Source organism: Gordonia sp. DT218 (genome assembly GCF_049847105.1).
Classification (GTDB): Bacteria; Actinomycetota; Actinomycetes; order Mycobacteriales; family Mycobacteriaceae; genus Gordonia.
On record NZ_JBNCNS010000002.1, the window covers coordinates 372,193 to 391,072 of the forward strand.

General features: G+C 67.4%; 19 protein-coding genes. 11 read left to right on the forward strand and 8 right to left on the reverse strand.

The genetic code is table 11. The features are described 5' to 3' along the window. The first annotated feature begins 96 nt into the window (after positions 1-96). A complete protein-coding gene (malQ, locus tag ACPXCG_RS08460) occupies positions 97-2,250 on the forward strand; it encodes a 4-alpha-glucanotransferase (RefSeq protein ID WP_425791030.1) in 2,154 nt (717 codons plus the stop codon). Positions 2,251-2,252: 2 nt separating this feature from the next. On the opposite strand, the gene ACPXCG_RS08465 is transcribed toward malQ, so the two are convergent. Beyond that, positions 2,253-3,401: an MFS transporter gene (locus ACPXCG_RS08465; RefSeq protein ID WP_425792077.1), complete on the reverse strand. Its 1,149-nt coding sequence runs from the start codon at positions 3,399-3,401 to the stop codon at positions 2,253-2,255. A gap of 210 nt (positions 3,402-3,611) precedes the next feature. Between ACPXCG_RS08465 and ACPXCG_RS08470 the strand changes: the two genes are divergently transcribed. After that, positions 3,612-4,811, forward strand: a complete 1,200-nt coding sequence (locus ACPXCG_RS08470) for an ATP-grasp domain-containing protein (protein WP_425791032.1) — start codon at positions 3,612-3,614, stop codon at positions 4,809-4,811. Between the two features lie 22 nt (positions 4,812-4,833). On the opposite strand, the gene ACPXCG_RS08475 is transcribed toward ACPXCG_RS08470, so the two are convergent. Then, positions 4,834-5,259, reverse strand: coding sequence for a globin domain-containing protein (locus ACPXCG_RS08475; RefSeq protein WP_425791034.1), 426 nt, complete (start codon positions 5,257-5,259; stop codon positions 4,834-4,836). 230 nt (positions 5,260-5,489) lie between these two features. Between ACPXCG_RS08475 and ACPXCG_RS08480 the strand changes: the two genes are divergently transcribed. Further along, the gene (locus ACPXCG_RS08480) at positions 5,490-6,968 is read left to right on the forward strand and encodes a flavin-containing monooxygenase (protein WP_425791036.1); all 1,479 of its coding nucleotides are present in this window, start codon (positions 5,490-5,492) and stop codon (positions 6,966-6,968) included. Positions 6,969-6,999: 31 nt separating this feature from the next. Continuing rightward, the gene (locus ACPXCG_RS08485; protein WP_425791038.1) at positions 7,000-8,028 is read left to right on the forward strand and encodes a zinc-binding alcohol dehydrogenase family protein; all 1,029 of its coding nucleotides are present in this window, start codon (positions 7,000-7,002) and stop codon (positions 8,026-8,028) included. Between the two features lie 12 nt (positions 8,029-8,040). Here ACPXCG_RS08485 and ACPXCG_RS08490 read toward each other — a convergent pair whose 3' ends face one another. Together ACPXCG_RS08490 and ACPXCG_RS08495 are read right to left on the reverse strand one after the other, a co-directional pair. Next, positions 8,041-8,883, reverse strand: coding sequence for an SOS response-associated peptidase (locus ACPXCG_RS08490; RefSeq protein WP_425791040.1), 843 nt, complete (start codon positions 8,881-8,883; stop codon positions 8,041-8,043). Between the two features lie 51 nt (positions 8,884-8,934). Next, positions 8,935-9,420: an aminoacyl-tRNA deacylase gene (locus ACPXCG_RS08495; protein ID WP_425791042.1), complete on the reverse strand. Its 486-nt coding sequence runs from the start codon at positions 9,418-9,420 to the stop codon at positions 8,935-8,937. A 155-nt stretch (positions 9,421-9,575) separates the two neighbouring features. Here ACPXCG_RS08495 and ACPXCG_RS08500 point away from each other — a divergent pair, with 155 nt between their 5' ends. Next, on the forward strand, positions 9,576-10,499 hold the full coding sequence (locus tag ACPXCG_RS08500) for a sigma-70 family RNA polymerase sigma factor (protein WP_425792078.1): 924 nt from the start codon (positions 9,576-9,578) through the stop codon (positions 10,497-10,499). A gap of 29 nt (positions 10,500-10,528) precedes the next feature. Further along, a complete protein-coding gene (rsrA, locus tag ACPXCG_RS08505) occupies positions 10,529-10,822 on the forward strand; it encodes a mycothiol system anti-sigma-R factor (protein WP_223309103.1) in 294 nt (97 codons plus the stop codon). Between the two features lie 165 nt (positions 10,823-10,987). Here the strand turns inward: rsrA and ACPXCG_RS08510 are convergent, their stop codons facing one another. Continuing rightward, on the reverse strand, positions 10,988-11,062 hold the full coding sequence (locus ACPXCG_RS08510; RefSeq protein ID WP_370452957.1) for a 50S ribosomal protein bL37: 75 nt from the start codon (positions 11,060-11,062) through the stop codon (positions 10,988-10,990). Positions 11,063-11,233: 171 nt separating this feature from the next. Here ACPXCG_RS08510 and ACPXCG_RS08515 point away from each other — a divergent pair, with 171 nt between their 5' ends. Together ACPXCG_RS08515 and ACPXCG_RS08520 are read left to right on the forward strand one after the other, a co-directional pair. Further along, positions 11,234-11,449 (forward strand): biotin/lipoyl-binding carrier protein, encoded by a 216-nt coding sequence (locus tag ACPXCG_RS08515; protein WP_425791044.1) that lies wholly within the window; start codon positions 11,234-11,236, stop codon positions 11,447-11,449. A gap of 73 nt (positions 11,450-11,522) precedes the next feature. Further along, positions 11,523-13,028, forward strand: a complete 1,506-nt coding sequence (locus tag ACPXCG_RS08520; RefSeq protein ID WP_425791046.1) for a sensor histidine kinase — start codon at positions 11,523-11,525, stop codon at positions 13,026-13,028. Between the two features lie 189 nt (positions 13,029-13,217). Here the strand turns inward: ACPXCG_RS08520 and ACPXCG_RS08525 are convergent, their stop codons facing one another. After that, the gene (locus ACPXCG_RS08525; RefSeq protein WP_161062209.1) at positions 13,218-13,472 is read right to left on the reverse strand and encodes a WhiB family transcriptional regulator; all 255 of its coding nucleotides are present in this window, start codon (positions 13,470-13,472) and stop codon (positions 13,218-13,220) included. A 383-nt stretch (positions 13,473-13,855) separates the two neighbouring features. On the opposite strand from ACPXCG_RS08525, the gene ACPXCG_RS08530 reads away from it, so the two are divergent. Next, a complete protein-coding gene (locus tag ACPXCG_RS08530; RefSeq protein ID WP_425791049.1) occupies positions 13,856-15,082 on the forward strand; it encodes an MFS transporter in 1,227 nt (408 codons plus the stop codon). Here ACPXCG_RS08530 and ACPXCG_RS08535 read toward each other — a convergent pair. Beyond that, on the reverse strand, positions 15,010-15,978 hold the full coding sequence (locus tag ACPXCG_RS08535; protein WP_425791051.1) for a diacylglycerol/lipid kinase family protein: 969 nt from the start codon (positions 15,976-15,978) through the stop codon (positions 15,010-15,012). The two genes, ACPXCG_RS08530 and ACPXCG_RS08535, sit on opposite strands and share 73 nt — an antisense overlap. Positions 15,979-16,205: 227 nt before the next feature. On the opposite strand from ACPXCG_RS08535, the gene ACPXCG_RS08540 reads away from it, so the two are divergent. Both ACPXCG_RS08540 and ACPXCG_RS08545 read left to right on the forward strand, forming a co-directional pair. After that, positions 16,206-16,613 (forward strand): hypothetical protein, encoded by a 408-nt coding sequence (locus tag ACPXCG_RS08540; RefSeq protein ID WP_425792079.1) that lies wholly within the window; start codon positions 16,206-16,208, stop codon positions 16,611-16,613. 83 nt (positions 16,614-16,696) lie between these two features. Further along, complete coding sequence (locus ACPXCG_RS08545; RefSeq protein WP_425791052.1) at positions 16,697-17,482, forward strand: ParA family protein; 786 nt, start codon at positions 16,697-16,699, stop codon at positions 17,480-17,482. Positions 17,483-17,558: 76 nt separating this feature from the next. Here ACPXCG_RS08545 and ACPXCG_RS08550 read toward each other — a convergent pair whose 3' ends face one another. Next, positions 17,559-18,842: a hypothetical protein gene (locus ACPXCG_RS08550; RefSeq protein ID WP_425791054.1), complete on the reverse strand. Its 1,284-nt coding sequence runs from the start codon at positions 18,840-18,842 to the stop codon at positions 17,559-17,561. Positions 18,843-18,880: the final 38 nt, after the last annotated feature.

An 18,880-nucleotide genomic window follows, 5' to 3' on the forward strand; every position in this document is an offset into this window, starting at 1 on the left:
TGTGGTGATGGCGATCACATTAGCCGAGCGATTCGGCGGGCGCCCGCAGAGTGACGATGACGCGCGCGCCTGCCCGAATCCTGAGACGATGCAGACGTGACGACCGACGATGTGGCCCGCGGGGAGCTGGCCGGACTCGCCCGGCGGTGTGGTGTGGCAACGAGCTACGTGGGCTGGGATGAGCTCGATCACGACGTGAGCTCGACGACGATCGTCTCGGTGCTCGGTTCGCTGGGCATCGCGGCGGGTTCGGCCGTCGAGATCGCCGCGGCGCACGCCGCTCTCGACGACGAACCGTGGCGCACGATGCTCCCGCCGGTGACGGTGTCCACCGAGGGGTCCGGATCGACGTTCGTCGTCCATGTTCCGCACTGGAATCCCGTGCACGTATGGATCACCACGGAAGACGGAGGTGCCGCGCACCCGTTGCAGGTCGATGTCTGGGTGGAGCCTTGCGAGGTCGACGAGACCCTGGTCGGCCGTGCGACATTCGAGGTCCCACGTGAACTGGCACCCGGCTACCACGTGCTGCACGCGCTCGATCCCGTCGCCGAGACGACGGCCGAGCGGCCGCTGATCGTCACGCCCCGACGGCTGTCCACCGCGCAGCGGCTGACCGGTCGAAAGCGGTGGGGTCTGGCGGTACAGCTCTACTCGACGAGGTCGGCCGGATCGTGGGGAGTCGGCGACTTCGCCGACCTCGCCGAGATCTGCGAGGTGGCGGCGAGCAGTTACGGCGCGGACTTTGTGCAGGTCAATCCGCTGCACGCCGCACAGCCGCACGCGCCCATCGAGGCGTCGCCCTACCTGCCGGTGACCCGTCGGTTCGTCAACCCGCTCTATATCCGAGTCACCGACATCCCTGAGCTGTCGGGGCTGGACAAGAGCGCGCGCAAAGCGCTTCGCTCGCTCCAGCAGAAATTCTTCGACGACAATCTGAACCCGCGGAAGATTAAGCGCAACAAGTCCTTCCGCGCCAAGATGGCGATCCTCGAGTTGATCCATCGACAACCACTCGATGCGGTCCGGGCGGCGGAGTATCGCGCCTTCCGCAAACGCGAGGGCAAGGGGCTGCGCCGGTTCGCGACCTGGTGCGCATTGGCCGAGCGATACGCACCGGACGATCCGAAGTGGTCCGATCGGCTGCAGGACAAGGCCTTTGTCAAACGACAGCGTCGTCGTCTTGCGGACCGGGTGGAGTTCCACACCTGGCTCCAGTGGATCTGCGACCAGCAGTTGGCCACCGCGCAGCACGCGGCACGCTCGGCAGGGATGGACATCGGGATCATCGCCGATCTCGCGGTCGGGGTGGCCCGGCATGGTGCCGACGTCTGGATGCTCGGCGACGTCCTGGCGCGCGGGGCAACGGTCGGTGCGCCTCCGGACGGCTTCAATCAGCAGGGTCAGGGCTGGGATCAGCCGCCATGGCATCCCCGGCGGCTGGCGGAGGCAGGGTACGGGCCCTACCGGGACATGCTCCGGACCGTGCTGCGGCATGCCGGAGGGTTGCGCGTCGACCACATCCTCGGGCTGTTCCGGCTGTGGTGGATTCCGGATGGCATGGGGCCTGCCGACGGCACCTATGTCCACTACGACCACGACGCTCTCATCGGCATTCTGGCACTGGAGGCCGAGCGGGCCGACGCTGTGGTGATCGGCGAGGATCTCGGGGTCTTCGAGCGTCATGTCCAGGATGCGTTGGCGGAGAGGGGGATTCTCGGGACATCGATCCTCTGGTTCGAACACGGTCCCGACGGTGCCATCCCGCCGGAAGAATATCGACAGCTCTGCCTGACGTCCGTGACGACGCACGACCTACCGCCGACCGTCGGCCACCTCGCCGGGGATCACATCGAACTGCGTTCCCGGCTCGGTTTGCTGGAGACCGGCGAAGAGGCCGAACGGGCGCGCGACGCGCGTGAGCGTGACGCCGTGCTGGCGATGGCGCGCGATCGTGGGCTGCTGCAGGAGGGGACTCCGCGGACGGACCAGCGAACGGTCGAGGCGCTCTACCGCCTCATCGCGGCCACTCCGTCGGCGCTCCTGGGTGTCGCACTCGTCGACGCGGTCGGGGAGCGGCGCATCCAGAACCAGCCGGGCACCGGGTCGGCGCAGTACCCGAACTGGTGTATTCCGCTCGCCGACGACCGCGGAAATCCGGTCCTGGTGGAGGATCTCGCCGGCAATGCCCGCTTCGCGAGTCTCGTCGCGGCGCTGAACGACGCCGGAGTCGGCTCCGGCTGGGCGTGATGTCAGCCAGGTGACGGGGTGTCGTCGGTGCGCCGGGACCGGGCGACGGCGACCGCGGTCAGTAGCAGCGCCAACAGCGCCAGGACGGCGACCGCGATGTTGAACACCACGCCCGACGTGCGCAATCCCCAGTGCGCGGCTGCGATTCCCTCGCCGACGATCGGGATGGAGATGGCGACATAGGCGACCACGAAATACGTCGAGGTGACCTCTGCGCGCCGCTCGGCCGGGCTGGCCGCGACGACGGCGGCAAGGCCTTTGCTGAACGAGAGTCCCTGTCCGACACCGCAGACGACGGCACCGGCGATGAGCGCGACGAGCGATGACGCGAGGAGGCCGGCGATCAGGACCAGGGTCCCGGCCACCAGGATCGCACAGCCGGCGACCAGTGCACGCTCGGTGGGAAAGCCCCGTCCCGCGATCTGAGTGGCCGCCGACGACAGGAAGAGCACCGCCACGACGGTCCCGGCGACCGCATGGCTGTCGATCCCGAGGATGTGCGAGATGAACGACGGAGTCACACCGGTGAAGGTGCCCATCACGGCGAATCCCGCGAAGGCGGCGATCGAGGCGCGGAGGAACACCCCGCGTACCTCTGGCGGCACCGACAGCCGTTGCACCGAGAGCCGCGCTCCGGGCTTGACCTCGACAGGCTCGGTGATCAGCCAGATCCCGACCAGGACCGGCACGAGGAGAACGAGGTCGAGGGCGAAGGGGAGATGCAGCGGCGCGGGCGCGAACTGGGCGAGGAGTCCCGCGATCAGCGGTCCGAGCCCCAGACCGCCGATGTTCGCGGCGGTCGCGATCGCGGGCGCGCGCTGCCGCCATCCCGGTGGGGCGAGCTCGATGACGGCGGCGGTCGCGGCGCCTGCGTAGATGCCTGCGGAGAGTCCGGACAGGACGCGTCCGATCATGAGCTGCCAGACGGGACCTGCGGTGATGAACACGATCGCGCTGGCCACCGAGAACAGCGCCCCGGCGACCAGCAGCGGCCGGCGTCCCACCACGTCGGACCAGCGTCCGAAGACGATCAGCGCGGCGATCACACCGGCCGCGTAGATCGCGAAGATCACGGTCGTGGTGGTCACTCCGAAGCCGAGGTCGCCGGAGTAGATCGCGTAGAGGGGAGTGGGCAGTGTGGTCCCGAGCATGACCACGGTGAACGCGAAGACCACGGACACGAATGCCCGCACGCCCGCGGCGTTCCGTGGCGCGTCGCCATCCGATTTCGGGTGTCCGTGCGGCATACCCCTACCCAGCATCATCACCTCGGACACTATTCCTCATCGCGGGCGCCTCCGCCGGTGCCGAGGATTCGCATCCGCTCAGCGTCGTGACCCGCGGTTGGATACGGTCGGTCGATGGAAGGTCCCGCCGCGTCGGTCGAACGCGTCCTCGCCACCACGTCCCGGATGCCCTTCGCCGTGGACGAGATCCACAAACTCGGTGTCGCCGGCCACGAGGTCACCGCCGCCGATACGTTCTCGGCGTCGCCGGGCAGTCACTCGCGCGGTGCCCGCCGGCATGTCGAGGTACCCGCCCCGACGCAGCACCCCGATGAATTCGTCGCGGCCGTCGTCGATGCACTGGACAGGTTCGAGATCACCTGGCTCCTGCCGATGTTCGAGGAGGTGTTCTACCTTGCCGCGCACCGTGATCGCCTGGCGGCAGGCAGACCGGATCTCGAACTGTTCTTTCCCTCGTTCGACATCCTGGCGAGGGTGCACGACAAGGTCTCGTTCGCCGATCTGTGCCAAGGCCTGGGACTGCCGGTGGCGGAATCGATCACGGCCACCACGGCCGGAGAACTGCGTGCGGCGGTCGGTCGGTGGGATGGGTGGTTCGCCCGGGCGGCGTTCGGTCGCGGTGGTCTGGATGTGATCACCAATTCCGGTCCGCTCGCCGGTGAAACCGCCCTCGACGAGATCCATCCGACCGCCGAGGAACCGTGGCTGGTGCAGGAGTACCTGAAGGGCGTCGATCGCTGCAGTTGGAGTGTGGTCCACCACGGAGAGGTGGTCCTGCACTCGTGTTACGAACACCCACTCGCGATCGACAACCGCGGCGGCATCGTCTTCGAGTCGGTCGAGTCACCCGAATCGCTCGCCACGGCGCAGACCGTGGCACGAGCGCTGAACTGGCACGGGCAACTCAGCTTCGACTACCTGATGACGGGCGACGGTGTCCACCACATGGTCGAGTGCAATCCCCGCCCGACGGCGGGCTGCACCGTCGCCTCGGCCCCGGAGTTCGCCACCGCTCTGTTCGATCCCGACGGTCTTGTCGTCGTTCCGCCCGGGCGCAAGAAGATGATCACCGCAGCGGTCCTCCGCGATGTCCTGAAGCACCCGCGTCACCTGCACACCGACCTCGTGGCAGCTCGCGGGGCCACCGGCGTGTACGACCAGAAGGGGGATCGCCTGCCGCTGTTGTACTCGGCACTGTCCCTCCAGCACGTCATGCACTACCGCAAGGAACTCGGGATCGATCGCAACACCCGTGAGCAGCTGATGGCGACACAGTTCTTCGATGTGTCGTGGGACGGTTCGGCGATCGGCTGAGTCGTCCGGCCCGGCTGCGGGTTCACGCCGCGCCGGACGTGGCGTCGTCCTCGGCCGGGTAGCCGGCGAGCATCAACGATGCGACGGCGGTGAGCGCTTCACCCCACCCCTCGGTCATCTCGGCGGTCCACCGTTCGCCGCCGATCTCGGCCATCGCGGCGATCATGCACTCGGCGACCGCGGCATACATGGGCTCCGTGACGCCCATACCGGCATGTCGTCGACCGAGCGCCCCGAGATTCGTCCACAGCCACGCCGAGTCGTCCAGGTGATCGACGACCGAGACGATCGCGGTTCGCAGCATGGCCGCCTGCTGCCGGGTCTCCCGGCTGAACATCGGTTCCACCTCGGGGTAGCGGGCGAAAAGGATGTCGTAGAAGCGAACGGTGAGCCCGTCATCGGGGAGATCGACGAGCGCGAGGCTGTGCTCGAGAAGTGTCTTGTTCATGCACAACGATGGTGGTGAAGGTGCGTTACCGGGCAATTACCGCGGAGGCAAGGCTGGTGGCGGACCTGGTAACGAACTTCTCACAGAGCGATCGGCGCGCGGTGAGAACCGTGGGAAACGCCGGAACGGGGCCGGTGGGCCCTGGCCACGGAGCGCGCGGAAGGTTAGTGTGTCTCGAGTAACAGTAACTCTGGGGACGACGTCCCTCTGACGTCACACGGGAGTGGGACATGCGGCCAGACCATGACGTGGTGATCGTCGGTGCGGGGTTCGGCGGCATGGGTGCGGCAATCGAGCTGAAGCGGCTCGGCATCGACGACATCGCGGTTCTCGAACGAGAAGACGATCTCGGTGGAACGTGGCATGTCAACCACTACCCGGGCCTCGCGGTCGACATCGCATCGGTGACCTATTGCTACTCGTTCGAGCCCAATCCGTACTGGTCACGACTGTTCGCCCCGGGCGTCGAGCTCAAACGGTATGCCGAACATGTCGCGGACAAATACGACCTCAAGCGGCACATGGAGTTCGGTACGGTCGTGCGGACGGCGCAATGGGACGAAGCCGAACAGGTCTGGCGGGTGACCACTGGAAACGGCGTGCGTACCTGTCGGTATCTCGTCACCGCGACGGGGTTCCTCTCCCAGCCCCATACGCCGGACTTTCCCGGGATCGACTCGTTCGCGGGCGCCATCATCCACACCACCGCGTGGGAGGACGGCCACGAGTTCGCCGGTGAGCGTGCCGCGATCATCGGCACCGGCGCGACCGCGGTGCAGCTCATCCCCGAGATTGCCGAGAGCGCAGATGAGTTGACGGTCTTCCAGCGGACTCCCATCTGGGTGGTGCCCAAGCTCGATTTCGCGATCCCGTCCGGTGTGCAGAAGATCTTCGCCAGGGTCCCGTTCACGCAGCGGATCGCGCGAACGGTCAACACGTCCCTACTCGAGGCGCTCATGGTGTTCGGGGTGCTGCACTTCAAGCAGGCCAAACCCGGTAATCGCCTGGCGGCGCTGATCGCCAAGGCGCAGTTGCGCGCTCAGGTGCGCGATCGCGCGACACGGCGGTCGCTGACGCCGTCCTACGATTTCGGCTGCAAGCGACCGACGTTCTCCAACGCGTACTTCCGCACGTTCAACGAGCCCAACGTCTCGTTGCGGACGAGTTCGATCGAGCGCGTCGAACCCGATGGGATCGTGACCGCCGACGGAGAGAAGATCCTCGTCGACACTCTTGTGCTCGCCACTGGTTTCAATCTGTGGGACGTCAACTTCCCGGCATTCCAGATCGTCGGTCGGGACGGAAAAGATCTCGGGAAGTGGTGGCGGGAGAACCGTTTTCAGGCCTACGAGGGGATCACCATTCCGTCGTTCCCGAACCTGTTGTCGCTCAACAGTCCGTATTCCTACAGTGGCCTGTCGTATTTCACGACGATCGAAGGCCAGATGAAGCACATGCGTCGACTGTTCGGTGAGTTGCGACGTCGCGGCCGAACCACCTTCGAGGTCACCGAGGAAGCCAATGACGCGTTCCTCGCGGAGGTCACCGACAACCTGCAGTCGTCGGTGTTCTACAACGGCAACTGCGCCTCGTCGCGCAGCTACTACTTCAATCAGCACGGCGAGGCCGCGTTGCTGCGCCCCAACTCGACCCTGAGCACCTTGCGCCGGATGGAGCGTTTCCCCCTCGACGCCTACCGCTACAGCTGAGTATCGGCCCAGATCGTCCTATCCTGACCACATGCGCGCGTGGGTGGTGAACCGACCGGGGCCGATCGACCAACACCCCTTGCGGTGGGTGGCGAAGCCGACACCCGATCCGGCTGCCGACGAGCTCGTCGTCGAGGTGCTCGCGTGCGGGGTGTGCCGCACCGATCTGCATGTCGCCGAAGGTGATCTCCCCGTTCATCGGGAGCAGGTCACGCCCGGTCACGAAGTGGTCGGGGAGGTCGTCGCACTCGGTGCGGATACCGCCGGATTCTCGGTCGGCGACCGCGTCGGGGTGGCGTGGCTGCGCAGTACCGACGGGACGTGCTCGTACTGTCGACGCGGCGCCGAGAACCTCTGTCCCGCTTCGTCCTATACGGGATGGGATGCCGACGGTGGATACGCGGAGTACACGACGGTACCCGCAGCCTTCGCCTATCGAATCCCGGACGACCTCGACAGCGTCGCTGCTGCACCACTGCTGTGCGCGGGCATCATCGGATACCGCGCCCTGAAGCGGGCCGGCGCGGTCGCCGGGTCGGACGGCACCACGCTGACGGTGCCGCCGCGACTCGGTCTCTACGGTTTCGGTGCGAGCGCTCACCTGTGTGCCCAGCTCGCCGTCGCTCTGGGCGCACGCGTGCACGTCATGACGCGGGGAGCACCTGCGCGGAAGCTCGCGCTCGCCCTGGGTGCGGCGTCGGCCGGCGACCCCGCCGACGGCCCGCCCGAGCCGCTGGATGCGGCGATCACCTTCGCGCCGGTCGGCGAACTGGTCCCGGTCGCGATGCGGGCGCTCGACCGCGGTGGGGTCCTCGCCATCGCCGGCATCCACCTGTCCGATGTCCCGTCGTTGAACTATGAGCGGGAGTTGTTCTACGAGAAGGAGATCCGGTCGGTGACCGCCAACACCCGGGACGACGGCCACGAGTTCCTGCGCCTGGCGGCACGACACGGCATCACCTCCACCACGCACGTCTATCCGCTATCACGAGCCGACGACGCGCTGAGCGACCTCGAGGCCGGACGATTCGACGGCGCAGCAGTTCTGGTTCCCGACTGAGCTGGGTCGGCGTCACGCGGGTTCGAGGAGCTCCGGCCCATTGTTGGCGACGCGGTTGACCAGCGGCGCGACCTCACGGATCTCGATGGCGTCCGCGATCGCCTCGGTCGGTGGCGCGAAGAAGTCCTCGGGTGCGGTGTGGTCGGGATCGAGCCACTGGTCCCACTGCGCGAACGGCATGATCAGTGGCATCCGGTCGTGTACGTCGCGGAGCTGACCGACGGCATCGGTGGTGAGGATCGAACAACTCAGCAGCGGAGGCTCGTCTTTCGACGCACCCTTCGGGCGCCACACCGACCACAAGCCGGCCATGAACAGCCGCGTGCCGTCGTGCGGGGACATGAAGAACGGCACCTTCGTCGGCTTGCCCTTGGCGTCCGACGGGCCTTTCTTCCACTCGTACCAGCCGTCCATCGGGACCAGGCAGCGCTTGGACTTGACCGAGGTCCGGAACGAGCTCTTCTCGGCCGCACTCTCCGCGCGCGCATTGAACAGGAGCGGCCCCTTGCCGACCTCCTTCGCCCAGGGTGGTACCAGACCCCAGCGCATCGCGCGGATACGCAGGGCGGGGTCGTCGTCCGGTTCGTCGGGGGAGTGACGCTTCACCACGGTCATCACGGTGGTGGTCGGGGCGACGTTGTAGTTCGGGCCGGGCGCCCGCCGGGCGGGCGTGTCCGTATCGGCGGCAGTCGACCCGTCGGTACTCGACTCGGCAGCGTCCGGTTCGGCGGTGGACGAATCCTCGGTACGACCGGAGCCGGTTCCCGGGTCCAACGGGACCGGGACCTCGTTGATCGCGTCGATCTCCGCGGCGAGCTTCGCCGGGTCGGTGGTCACCGCATAACGTCCGCACATGATCTCCATGCTGTCACGCGGCCCCGACGATGTGCGCGTCTGCGCGCGGCCTCAGGTGGCGACGTCGGCCACGACGGCACCGGTGACGGAGATCAGGTCGGCCGGCGCCAGCGACACCTCCAGGCCACGTCGCCCGGCGCTGCAGAAGACCAGGGGCCAGTCGAGCGCCGTTCGATCCACCACGGTGGGCAACACGGTCCGCTGCCCGATCGGTGAGACGCCGCCGAGGACGTAGCCGGTCGCGCGGGTCACGGATTTCTCGTCGGCCATCCGTGCCTTGGTCCCGCCGGAGGTGGCCTCCGACAGCGCGGCGGCCGCTGCCTTCAGTGACAGACGTCGCGGCACCGGAACGACCGCCACCGCGAGCGCACCCGAGATGTCGATGACCAGAGTCTTGAAGACCTGCTCTGCATGGACGCCGAGCGCGGCGACGGCTTCGTCACCGTAGGAATCGCCGCGGGGGTCGTGTGGGTATCGATGTACGGCGTGGTCGATGCCGACGCGTTCGAGCACCATCACCGCAGGCGTCGCGGCCATTCGATCGCCTCTTTCCTGGTCGGGACCCAATCGCATCGGTCGCCGTGGAACATTTGTCGCGGTTCGTCTGTTGACACGGTTGGCGACGAGGGCGAGAGCCGTATCGTCGCCGTGACCACTGCACCACCCACGACTCCGAAGGAAGGTCGATCAGCCTGATGACCACCGGCTTGCTCGCACCCACTCCAGCGGTTCACGACAGGTTCTCCGAGGCCGTCGCCCCGCGCGGCCTCGCGACCGCGACAGCATCGGTAAGCTTGACCGACAGCGGAAAGATCGCGTCGGCGTCCCGCAAGGTCACGCCGGCGGACATCGGTTCCGCGCATGCCGTCACCGAAGGGATCGTAGTGGTCGAACCCGATTCACAGGATCAGTCGCCCCAGGACATCGACCGCGCAGAGCCGGCCCCGGCGAAGGCGTCCCGGTCGGCGTCGAAATCGGCGGGTGCCGGGTCACAGGCTCCCCGTCGAGCCGATCCGGGCGAGACGCCCGAGGCCATCACCGAGCGTTTCGAGCGCGACGCGTTGCCGCTGCTCGACCAGATGTACGGCGCGGCCCTTCGCATGACGCGCAATCCGGCCGACGCCGAGGACCTCGTCCAGGAGACATACGTCAAGGCGTTCTCGGCCTTCTCCTCGTTCCGCGAGGGCACCAACCTGAAGGCCTGGCTGTACCGGATCCTCACCAACACCTACATCAACGGCTATCGCAAGAAGCAGCGGCAGCCCGCGCAGTACCCCACCGACGAGATCACCGACTGGCAGCTCGCCGCCACTGCCGAACACACCTCGACCGGCTTGCGGTCGGCCGAGATCGAGGCCCTCGACGCGCTCCCGGACGACGACATCAAGGCGGCGTTGCAGGAATTGCCCGAGGACTTCCGCATGGCGGTGTACTACGCCGACGTGGAGGGTCTGCCGTACAAGGAGATCGCCCAGATCATGGACACGCCGATCGGCACCGTCATGTCGCGTTTACATCGCGGACGCCGTCAACTGCGCGAACTGCTCGCCGACGTCGCTCGTGAACGTGGATTCAACCGATCCGCCCAGACCTCGGAGAGCGGGGCGGCACGATGACAGGCACACCTCGTCCCGAGGAGCCGCGGATGGGCTCCGACGACATCGATCCGGAGTTCTTGCAGCTCGACTGCTCGGCGGTGATCGCCGATGTGTGGTTGCTGCTGGACAACGAGTGCGACTCGGACGCGCGATCGCGCCTTCAGGGGCATCTTGACAGCTGCCCGTCCTGTTTTGCCCACTACGGCATCGAGCAGCAGCTCAAGACCCTGATCAACCGCAAATGCGGCGGCGAACACGCGCCCGAGGGGCTGCGTGACCGCCTGCGGATCGAGATCCGCAAGACCGTCATCGTCCGCGAGACCGGCGGCTCGGCCGACTGACCTCGCGTTCGACGCCCAGAAACGTCGAGAGCATCCACGGTGCCCCAGAGCTTTCGCTCGCGAGGCCGGTGTGGATGCTCTCGATGTCTCGGTGGGCGCTGTCGACGTGATGTCGTCGGCCGGCGCCCGGATGTTGTGCTCGTACTCGGCTGAGTCGTGCTCGACTCAGGAGTTGGGACGCTTGCCGTGGTTGGCAGCGTTCTTCTTCCGAGCGCGCTTCTTGCGTCCGCGCTTACCCATGACGGACCTCCTTCGTGCTGTGTGCGTCCTCGATTCTCCCATGTCCAGGGTCCGCGGTCCCAATCGCCTCGCCTCGAGGCCGTCGGGGACCGGTGCCCGGCTCGCCGAGACACCGTCGAGAGGCGGCCGGGACCCGTCATGGGGCCGTCGGAAGTGGGCTAGGTTATGTGCATGGCTGAAGACGTCGTTGCGGAGATCGTGGCAAGCGTGCTGGAGGTGCGGGCGACCGCCGGTCAACTGGTCGACGTCGGCGACACGCTCGTCCTGCTCGAGTCGATGAAGATGGAGATCCCCGTCCTCGCAGAGGAATCCGGCACGATCGCGGACGTCAAGGTCAAGGTCGGTGATGTGATCCAGGCCGGCGACACCATCGCGGTCTACGAGTAGTCCGTCCGAGGTGGCACCGAATCCTTCCCCGCCGACACCGCTGCGGTCGCGGCTCCGCTGAGCCGGTCACGTCATGTCCACCCTGGCCGACCTTCTCGCCGAGCACACCACGTTGTCGGACGCGGCGGCAGCGCATCTGCAACGCCTCGTGGCCGAGTGGCAGCTGCTCGCCGATCTGTCGTTCGCCGACTTCCTGATGTCGGTGCGCACCGAGAACGGCGACATCGTCACGGTGGCCCAGTGCCGCCCCAACACGGCCTCGACGGTCTTCCCGAGCGACGAGGTGGGTCGTATCGCGGATCCCACGGTCAACCGGCAGCTCGAACGTGCGTTCTCCGCCGACCGGGTGTTGCGCGACGAGGATCCGAAGTGGCTGGGTGCGGTGGCGATCAGGCGTGAGGCGGTGCCGGTCGGATTCACCGACGCCGACGGTGTGATCGCTGTGCTGACCCGTGCCATCGATCTGACCCATCCGCGCCTGCCGTCGCCGCTGGAGCTCGCCTATCAGGATTCGGCCAACGACTTGTGTCAGATGGTCGCCGACGGCTCGTTCCCGCAACTGGAGGGCAATCCGCGAGGCCTGTCCACCCCGCGTGCGGGCGACGGGTTCGTCCGGGTGGACGAGAACGGCATGGTGGTCTACGCAAGTCCCAACGCGTTGTCCGCGTTCCACCGGATGGGGTGGACCGCCGAGCTCACCCACACCCGCCTGTCCGAGGTGGCCGCGTCGTTGCTGACCGACCCGTTCGAATCCGAGGACGTCGCGGTGATGATCGACGAGGCGGTCGGCACCAGCGCTCCGCCGACCGGACCCTACCGGGAGGTCGGGATGCGGATGGAAGCGGACGCGCGGCGCGCGACGGCATTGCTCAGGACCGTTCCGCTGCGCCCCCGCGGTGCCAGTACCGGGGCGGTGGTCCTGATCCGTGACGTCACCGAGGTGAAGCGGCGCGACCTGGCACTGATCAGCAAGGACGCCACCATCCGGGAGATCCATCACCGGGTCAAGAACAATCTGCAGTCGGTCTCCGCGCTGCTGCGACTACAGGCCCGCCGCACCACCAATCCCGAGGCCCGCGGCGCTCTCACCGAGGCGGTCCGCCGGGTGGCGTCGATCGCGCTGGTCCACGAACTGCTCTCGGGCAGCGTCGACGAGGAGGTCGATCTCGACGAGGTGGTCGATCGGCTGGTCCCCATCCTGGTGGACGTCGCGTCCGGGGATGCCACGGTGCGGGTGACCCACCGCGATCGACTCGGCGTGCTCACCGCCGAACTGGCGATGCCGCTGGTGATGGTGCTGACCGAGTTGATCCAGAACGCCATCGAGCACGGATTCACCGGATCGACTGCTGACAGCGAGATCGAGGTGGTCGCCGACCGAGATGTCCGAGAATTGCGGATCTCGGTGCGTGACAACGGTTCCGGACTTCCTGAGGGATTCGATGTGGCGACGTCCGACCGACTCGGATTGCAGATCGTGCAGACCCTGGTGTCGATCGAATTGGGCGGAACCCTCACGATGGGCCCGAACCCGATGGGCTGGGGCACCGAGGTCAACATCGTCATCCCGTTGCGTTAGCCGTGCGCGACAACCGATCGCAGGTTCGCCGAGCCGAATTGTCCGGTAGCGGTTCGGGTTACGACAAAACAGGCACGGAAACCCTGTTCGCTCAGCACGTCAGGCCGCCGGCAGATCTCCGCACAACGAAAGAAACCCGGCCGCGGCCGGGTTTCTTTCATGGCCGCTCGCGCGGCTCGGGGTCATGCCTCAGACGCTGCTGCGTGTCCGGGTTCGTGCGGTGCGCCGCTTGAGCGCACGCCGCTCATCTTCGCTCATGCCTCCCCAGACGCCTGCATCCTGGCCGGATTCCAGGGCCCACGAAAGGCATTCGGCCGTGACGGGGCACCGGGCGCAGACGAGCTTCGCATCAGCGATCTGCGCGATGGCCGGGCCACTGGTTCCCACTGGGAAGAACAGTTCCGGATCTTCGTCGCGACAGATTGCGTTGTGACGCCAGTCCATTCCTTCTCCTTCAGGTGCGTTTTGCGCACCACTCGACAACTCCCATGTCTGGTTTGTTGTGGCTGTAACCGCTAATTCACGCGGACCCACCAAATGTTTCCGCACTGTTGCTTGTGAATACTTTCACGAATCCAGGCGAAGTCAATGGTGTTCCGTTAACACGTGTGCAATATCACTGTGGCGACCACCCCGATTTCCTGGGGGTGCTTGCACTCCTTGCGCACCGATGGACTAGTCTACCCGTTCTTTACGGGGAATTCGCCTGATTTCCCAGGTCGTCGTCACGGATCACTGGTGGCATTGGCGTCACCCACAGTATTCTGTGAGCCATGCCACGACGACGATGTTGATCTTCATCACATCGACTGAGGGCGGCCGCTTCTGTGGCCGCTCTGGCCGAAGACGCCAACCCGCTCTATCCGCTCTATGCGGTGATATTCGCCGACCCAACGGTACCGGGGGCAGGGTTGTCGGCGGCCTCGATCTCCTCTCTGTTCATCCTGTGGTCGGCATGCTCTTTCCTGTTCGAGATCCCGACCGGGATTCTGGCCGATCGCGTACCACGCCGAGCGCTGCTGGTGACCGGGCCGTTGTGCAGCGGGGCGGGCTTCGCCTTGTGGACCTGGTGGCCGTCGTTCGGGGCCTTCGCGGCCGGTTTCGTGCTGTGGGCCGCGGGTACCGCGCTGCGCTCGGGCTCGCTGCAGGCACTGCTCTATGACACCCTCGCGGCTCGGGGGCAGGCACTGCAGTACGCAGCCCTGGCCGGTCGGGTCCGGGCGATGGGGGCGACCGGAGTCCTGCTCGGGACCGCCGCGGCCATCCCACTGACCGCCTGGGGCGGTTACGCGGCCGTGGGGGCGGCCGGCGTCGCCTCCTGCATCGTCTGCTCGGTCGCGTCGGCGATGTTGCCCGAGGATGCGCCGCCACGCCGCGAGGCCGACCACGACGAGGCCGACCCCGAGTGCGGTGGAACCGCGGCGGGGTGGCGCATCGTCGTCGGCGAAGCGTTCGCCGGCCTACGCGGCGACCGTCTACTGCGTCGCGTCGTCGTCCTGCTGATCGCGCTGACCTGGGTGGCGGCTCTCGACGAATATCTGCCACTGCTGGCAGACGCCATGTGGTCGGACGCCATGTGGTCGGGCTCGGCGGCGGCCACCGGCGTCTCGATGCTCATGGTGGTGGTGGCCGTCGGGGACATCGCGGGTGGCCATGCGGCATCACGCACCGACGTCACCGACTTCCGGCCCCGTCGTCTGGCGCCCTGGCTGCTCGCCGGTGCAATCGCTCTGGGGCTCGGCGCCATCTCCGGTCATCCGGTCGGAATCATCTTGGTCGCCTTCGCATTCGGCGTCTTCGGCTGGGCGTTGGTGATGGCGGATGCGATGATGCAGCACCGCATCCCGACGGGCGCCCGCGCCACCATCACCTCGGTGGTCGGAGTGGGAGAGGAGACGGTCGCGATCGCCGCCTTCGGTGCGTGGGCGGCCGGATCGGTGTGGCTGGCGCCCACGACGTCGTTCGCCGTGGCCGCGGTTCCCTACGCTGTGCTCGCCGTCGTGTTGATGGTCTCGTCGTCGGGTGCGACCACCGCGAGGGCCTCCGGGCGATAGCCGAAGTCGATGGACTGATGGGCCCCGATGTAGTCACCGTCCATCTGGACGTCGATCGGCTCGTCGGCCCGGAACCGCACCCACGCCACGTCGTCGTCGCGATGGAGATGCCGAGCCTTCGGCTTGCGGTGCGTGAGCAGCCGCGCGGCGAGGGGCAGATTCCGCGCCACCGATGTCGAGGTCGCCGCGAACAGGCCGAGGCGGGTGTCGAATCCGGTCGTCGGGTTGGTCCGGATCTCGTAGTCGCCGAAGTAGGTCCACGGGCTGGTGTTACTGACGAATCCAAATCGGACGCCGGTGATCGGTTCGTGGTCGGGGATCTCGACGGTGAACGACGCGCGGCTGGCGGCATGGCGGACAAAGGACGCGACGGTCGTCCACAGATACCGGGAAGGAGTCGCGGCCTTGCCCGCATGGCGCTTGTCCTCCATGGCGTGCACCACCACGGCGTCCATACCCATGCCTGTGTTGAACAGGAACCAGCGGTCCTGCGTGTGACCCAGGCCGATCCGCCTGCACCGACCGGCTTCGAGGAGGTCGATGATCTGCGCGGTGGCTGCCAGCGGGTCCGAGCGCATGCCCAAGGTGCGGGCGAACACATTGGCGCTGCCGCCGGGGATCACCCCGATGCTCGGCAGCCGGCGGGTGGGATCGGTGGCGCCCGGTGCCCCCAAGATTCCGTTCACGGCCTCGTTCACCGATCCGTCTCCGCCGTGCACGATGACGACGTCGACGCCCTCGACGACCGCACGTTGCGCCAGTTCACCTGCGTGTCCACGGTGCGTGGTGTGTTCGACGTCGAGGGCGAACCGGGAGCCGAGGGTGTGCGCCAGCGCATCGCGGCCGGCCGGACTGGTGGCCGTGGCGAATGGATTGACGATGAGCATGACGCGCACGAGACCCCACGATATTGGGTGTGCAGGTGTGACGTACATCCGCCCGTCGTCGGTGCGGTGCGGCGGCCGTCCCGGCCGGCTTCCCGTGCGGGGGCGAGCGGCGCCGCACGAGTCCTCACCCATAGGCTGGACGGGTGAGCACGAAGCGGGGCGGCAACGCCGATGCAGGCGACGACCAGCATCGGGAGCCGGATGAACAGACCCATTCCGACCAGGCGCCGACAACGATCCGGGTGGCCGGGGCGGTCACCGCGCTAGAGGGTGCGATCGCGGTCATCGTGGCCGTCGTCCTGGCGATTCGCGAGGCAGGCGGTCACCGGGAAGCCGCGATCAGCGGCTACGGGACGGCAGCGTGGTTCGGCATCATCGGCGTGGGCGTGATGATCGGCGGGATCGCCCTGCTGACCGGGCGGCGCTGGGGGCGCGCGATCGCCGTCGTCGCCCAGATCCTGCTGCTGCCCGTCGCCTACGCACTGCTCACCGACAGCCATCAGCCGTGGCTCGGTATTCCGCTGGCCGTCGCGGCGCTGGCCGTACTGGTTCTCATCTTCAGTCCGTCGTCGACGCACTGGCTGGTGGGGGAGTACGGGCCCGACGGCCCGCCCGACGAGGGTTCCCGGGCGCGCAAGCGCTGAACTTCGCGCGCCGCCGATGGCGATTCCTCGCCCCGCCCGGCGTTAACCCCGACGGCGGCGGTGATCGGTCGTACAGTTGTGCCATGACCCGTATGCTCGCCATCGCGAACCAAAAGGGTGGGGTGGCCAAGACGACGACGGTGGCTTCGCTCGGGGCGGCTCTCGCCGACCTCGACGTGTCCGTCCTCGTGGTCGACCTCGATCCCCAAGGCTGCCTTACCTTTTCATTGGGACACGACCCCGATCAGCTCGAGTCGTCGGTGCACGATGTGCTGCTCGGCGAGGAGGAGATCGCCGACGTGCTCCTCGACACCGACGACAACGTGACCCTGTTGCCGGCCACGATCGATCTGGCCGGTGCGGAGGCGTTGCTGCTGATGCGACCGGGCCGCGAGTACGCACTCAAACGGGCGCTCGCCGAGGTGGCCGAGGACTACGACGTCGTCCTCATCGACTGCCCACCGTCGTTGGGGGTGCTCACCCTCAACGGGCTGACCGCCGCGGATGAGGTGGTGGTGCCACTCCAGTGTGAGATGCTGGCCCATCGCGGCGTGGGACAACTCCTGCGGACCGTCACCGAGGTGCAGCAGATCACCAACCCGGGCCTGACGATGCTCGGAGCGGTGGCCACGCTGTTCGACGCGCGGACCACTCACAGTCGTGACGTGTTGTCCGATGTCTCGGACCGCTACGACCTCCCGGTGCTGGAACCGCCGATTCCCCGCACCGTGCGGTTCGCGGAGGCATCGGCGTCTGGAACTTCGGTGATGCGTGGCCGAAAGAACAAGGGCGCGAACGCGTATCGTGAACTCGCCGAGAATCTGTGGAAATACTGGGACGCCGGCGAGCCGGTCCGCACCTCCGCCTGAGGCCGCGGTCGGGCCACCCGCTCCGTCCTCGAGGGAATCGCCGCGACGGCGTCGGCCGCGGGCTTCGGGGCCGACGCTACGCCGGTCCGTAGGCCGCGACGGTCGATCCCCACTGTTCGATCACGGTGGAACCCAGTACTCGAAGGCTGATCGGACCGCGGGTGTATCCGTCACGCCGGACCGGGATCGATCGCACCTCGCGGCCGGTGGCCGCGTCGCGCACGCTGATCCCCGTCGCGGTCGGCAGCAGGAGCTGACCGGCCATCACGTCGCCGGTGCCGATGGCGCCCGGCACCTGGTAGATCGGACGCACGTTCTGGGCGTCGAGCACGACGGTGGTACCGCCGGTGAAATAGGAGGTCAGCCCGCCGTTGGTGACGGGCACGACGTCGTCGGGTGGAGCGGGGGCACCGGCAACCGTGTTCACCACGGTGGGCACGCCGTCGGTGGTGAACTGCCGCACCGCGGGGGCGACCGGTCCCGCCGGTGCGTCATTCGACGCCGGCGCGGGACGATTGCCGCCGCCGTCGTAGACCGCGATCCCGGAACTGCTCATGGCGATCGCGACCGGAGCAGGCCCGGATGTGCCGTCGGTGATCAGCGACGACCTGTACTGCTGGACCTCCTCGTCCTTGTTCAGCACCGCTCCGAGGACGGTCAGCCGATAGCCGGGTTCGTCTCCGCAGTGTTCGATGACCGCGACGCGGTCGCCTCCGGTCGTCGCCGACATGAGTCGGCATCCGGTCCGGCCGGGCTGCACGTCCGGTTTGACTGGCGCGTCGACACGCCCGTACTCGATGCCGCGGACGAGATTCGACCCCCAGGTCTCGAGCCGTGTCGAGCCTTGGGACACAACATAACCCGAGTCCGACACCAGCTGTACGCGGTCGTCGGCGTCTGAGCTGCGGGCACCTTCGCGCTGCCCGGACGAACCGTCGAGAGCCGTGATCTCGCCGCATCCACGGGAGTTCCGATAGGCGGCCAGCACCTCGTTGTTGCTCGACGGCCAGGCCGCGAGTACGGCGCACAGGGCGAGATCGCGCCGGTAGTGCCAGACCTCGTGACCGGTGGCGGGATCCCGACCTGTCACCGACCCGCCGTCGGCGGTCACCACCAGTGACCGCGCGATCGCGGGGGTGTGGGTGACGGTCGACCGTGCGCGCCAGAGTGGCGTGAATCCTGCCGGTACGGCAGTGGCCGGGGCGACGTCGGGCACCGACGCCGCGGCCTGGATGCTGTCGGTGTGACGCACCGCGCTGTGGGCCCACACCAACAGCCCTGCGACGAGCAGGATCACCACGATGGCAGCGCTGACGACGAGGTCGACCGGTGTTCGTCGCTCAGGTCGGATTCGTACCACGCACCCTCCGGTCGCCGCGCTGGGAAGTGACTAGGCCG

What these genes read in the sequence shown, in the direction of transcription:
- ACPXCG_RS08515 (WP_425791044.1), top strand. Translation starts at nt 11,234, where the DNA reads ATGGCTGAAGACGTCGTTGCGGAGATCGTGGCAAGCGTGCTGGAGGTG.
- ACPXCG_RS08475 (WP_425791034.1), bottom strand. Translation starts at nt 5,259, where the DNA reads ATGAACAAGACACTTCTCGAGCACAGCCTCGCGCTCGTCGATCTCCCC.
- ACPXCG_RS08470 (WP_425791032.1), top strand. Translation starts at nt 3,612, where the DNA reads ATGGAAGGTCCCGCCGCGTCGGTCGAACGCGTCCTCGCCACCACGTCC.
- ACPXCG_RS08490 (WP_425791040.1), bottom strand. Translation starts at nt 8,883, where the DNA reads ATGTGCGGACGTTATGCGGTGACCACCGACCCGGCGAAGCTCGCCGCG.
- ACPXCG_RS08465 (WP_425792077.1), bottom strand. Translation starts at nt 3,401, where the DNA reads ATGCTCGGGACCACACTGCCCACTCCCCTCTACGCGATCTACTCCGGC.
- ACPXCG_RS08545 (WP_425791052.1), top strand. Translation starts at nt 16,697, where the DNA reads ATGACCCGTATGCTCGCCATCGCGAACCAAAAGGGTGGGGTGGCCAAG.
- ACPXCG_RS08520 (WP_425791046.1), top strand. Translation starts at nt 11,523, where the DNA reads ATGTCCACCCTGGCCGACCTTCTCGCCGAGCACACCACGTTGTCGGAC.
- ACPXCG_RS08485 (WP_425791038.1), top strand. Translation starts at nt 7,000, where the DNA reads ATGCGCGCGTGGGTGGTGAACCGACCGGGGCCGATCGACCAACACCCC.
- rsrA (WP_223309103.1), top strand. Translation starts at nt 10,529, where the DNA reads ATGGGCTCCGACGACATCGATCCGGAGTTCTTGCAGCTCGACTGCTCG.
- ACPXCG_RS08525 (WP_161062209.1), bottom strand. Translation starts at nt 13,472, where the DNA reads ATGGACTGGCGTCACAACGCAATCTGTCGCGACGAAGATCCGGAACTG.
- ACPXCG_RS08495 (WP_425791042.1), bottom strand. Translation starts at nt 9,420, where the DNA reads ATGGCCGCGACGCCTGCGGTGATGGTGCTCGAACGCGTCGGCATCGAC.
- ACPXCG_RS08480 (WP_425791036.1), top strand. Translation starts at nt 5,490, where the DNA reads ATGCGGCCAGACCATGACGTGGTGATCGTCGGTGCGGGGTTCGGCGGC.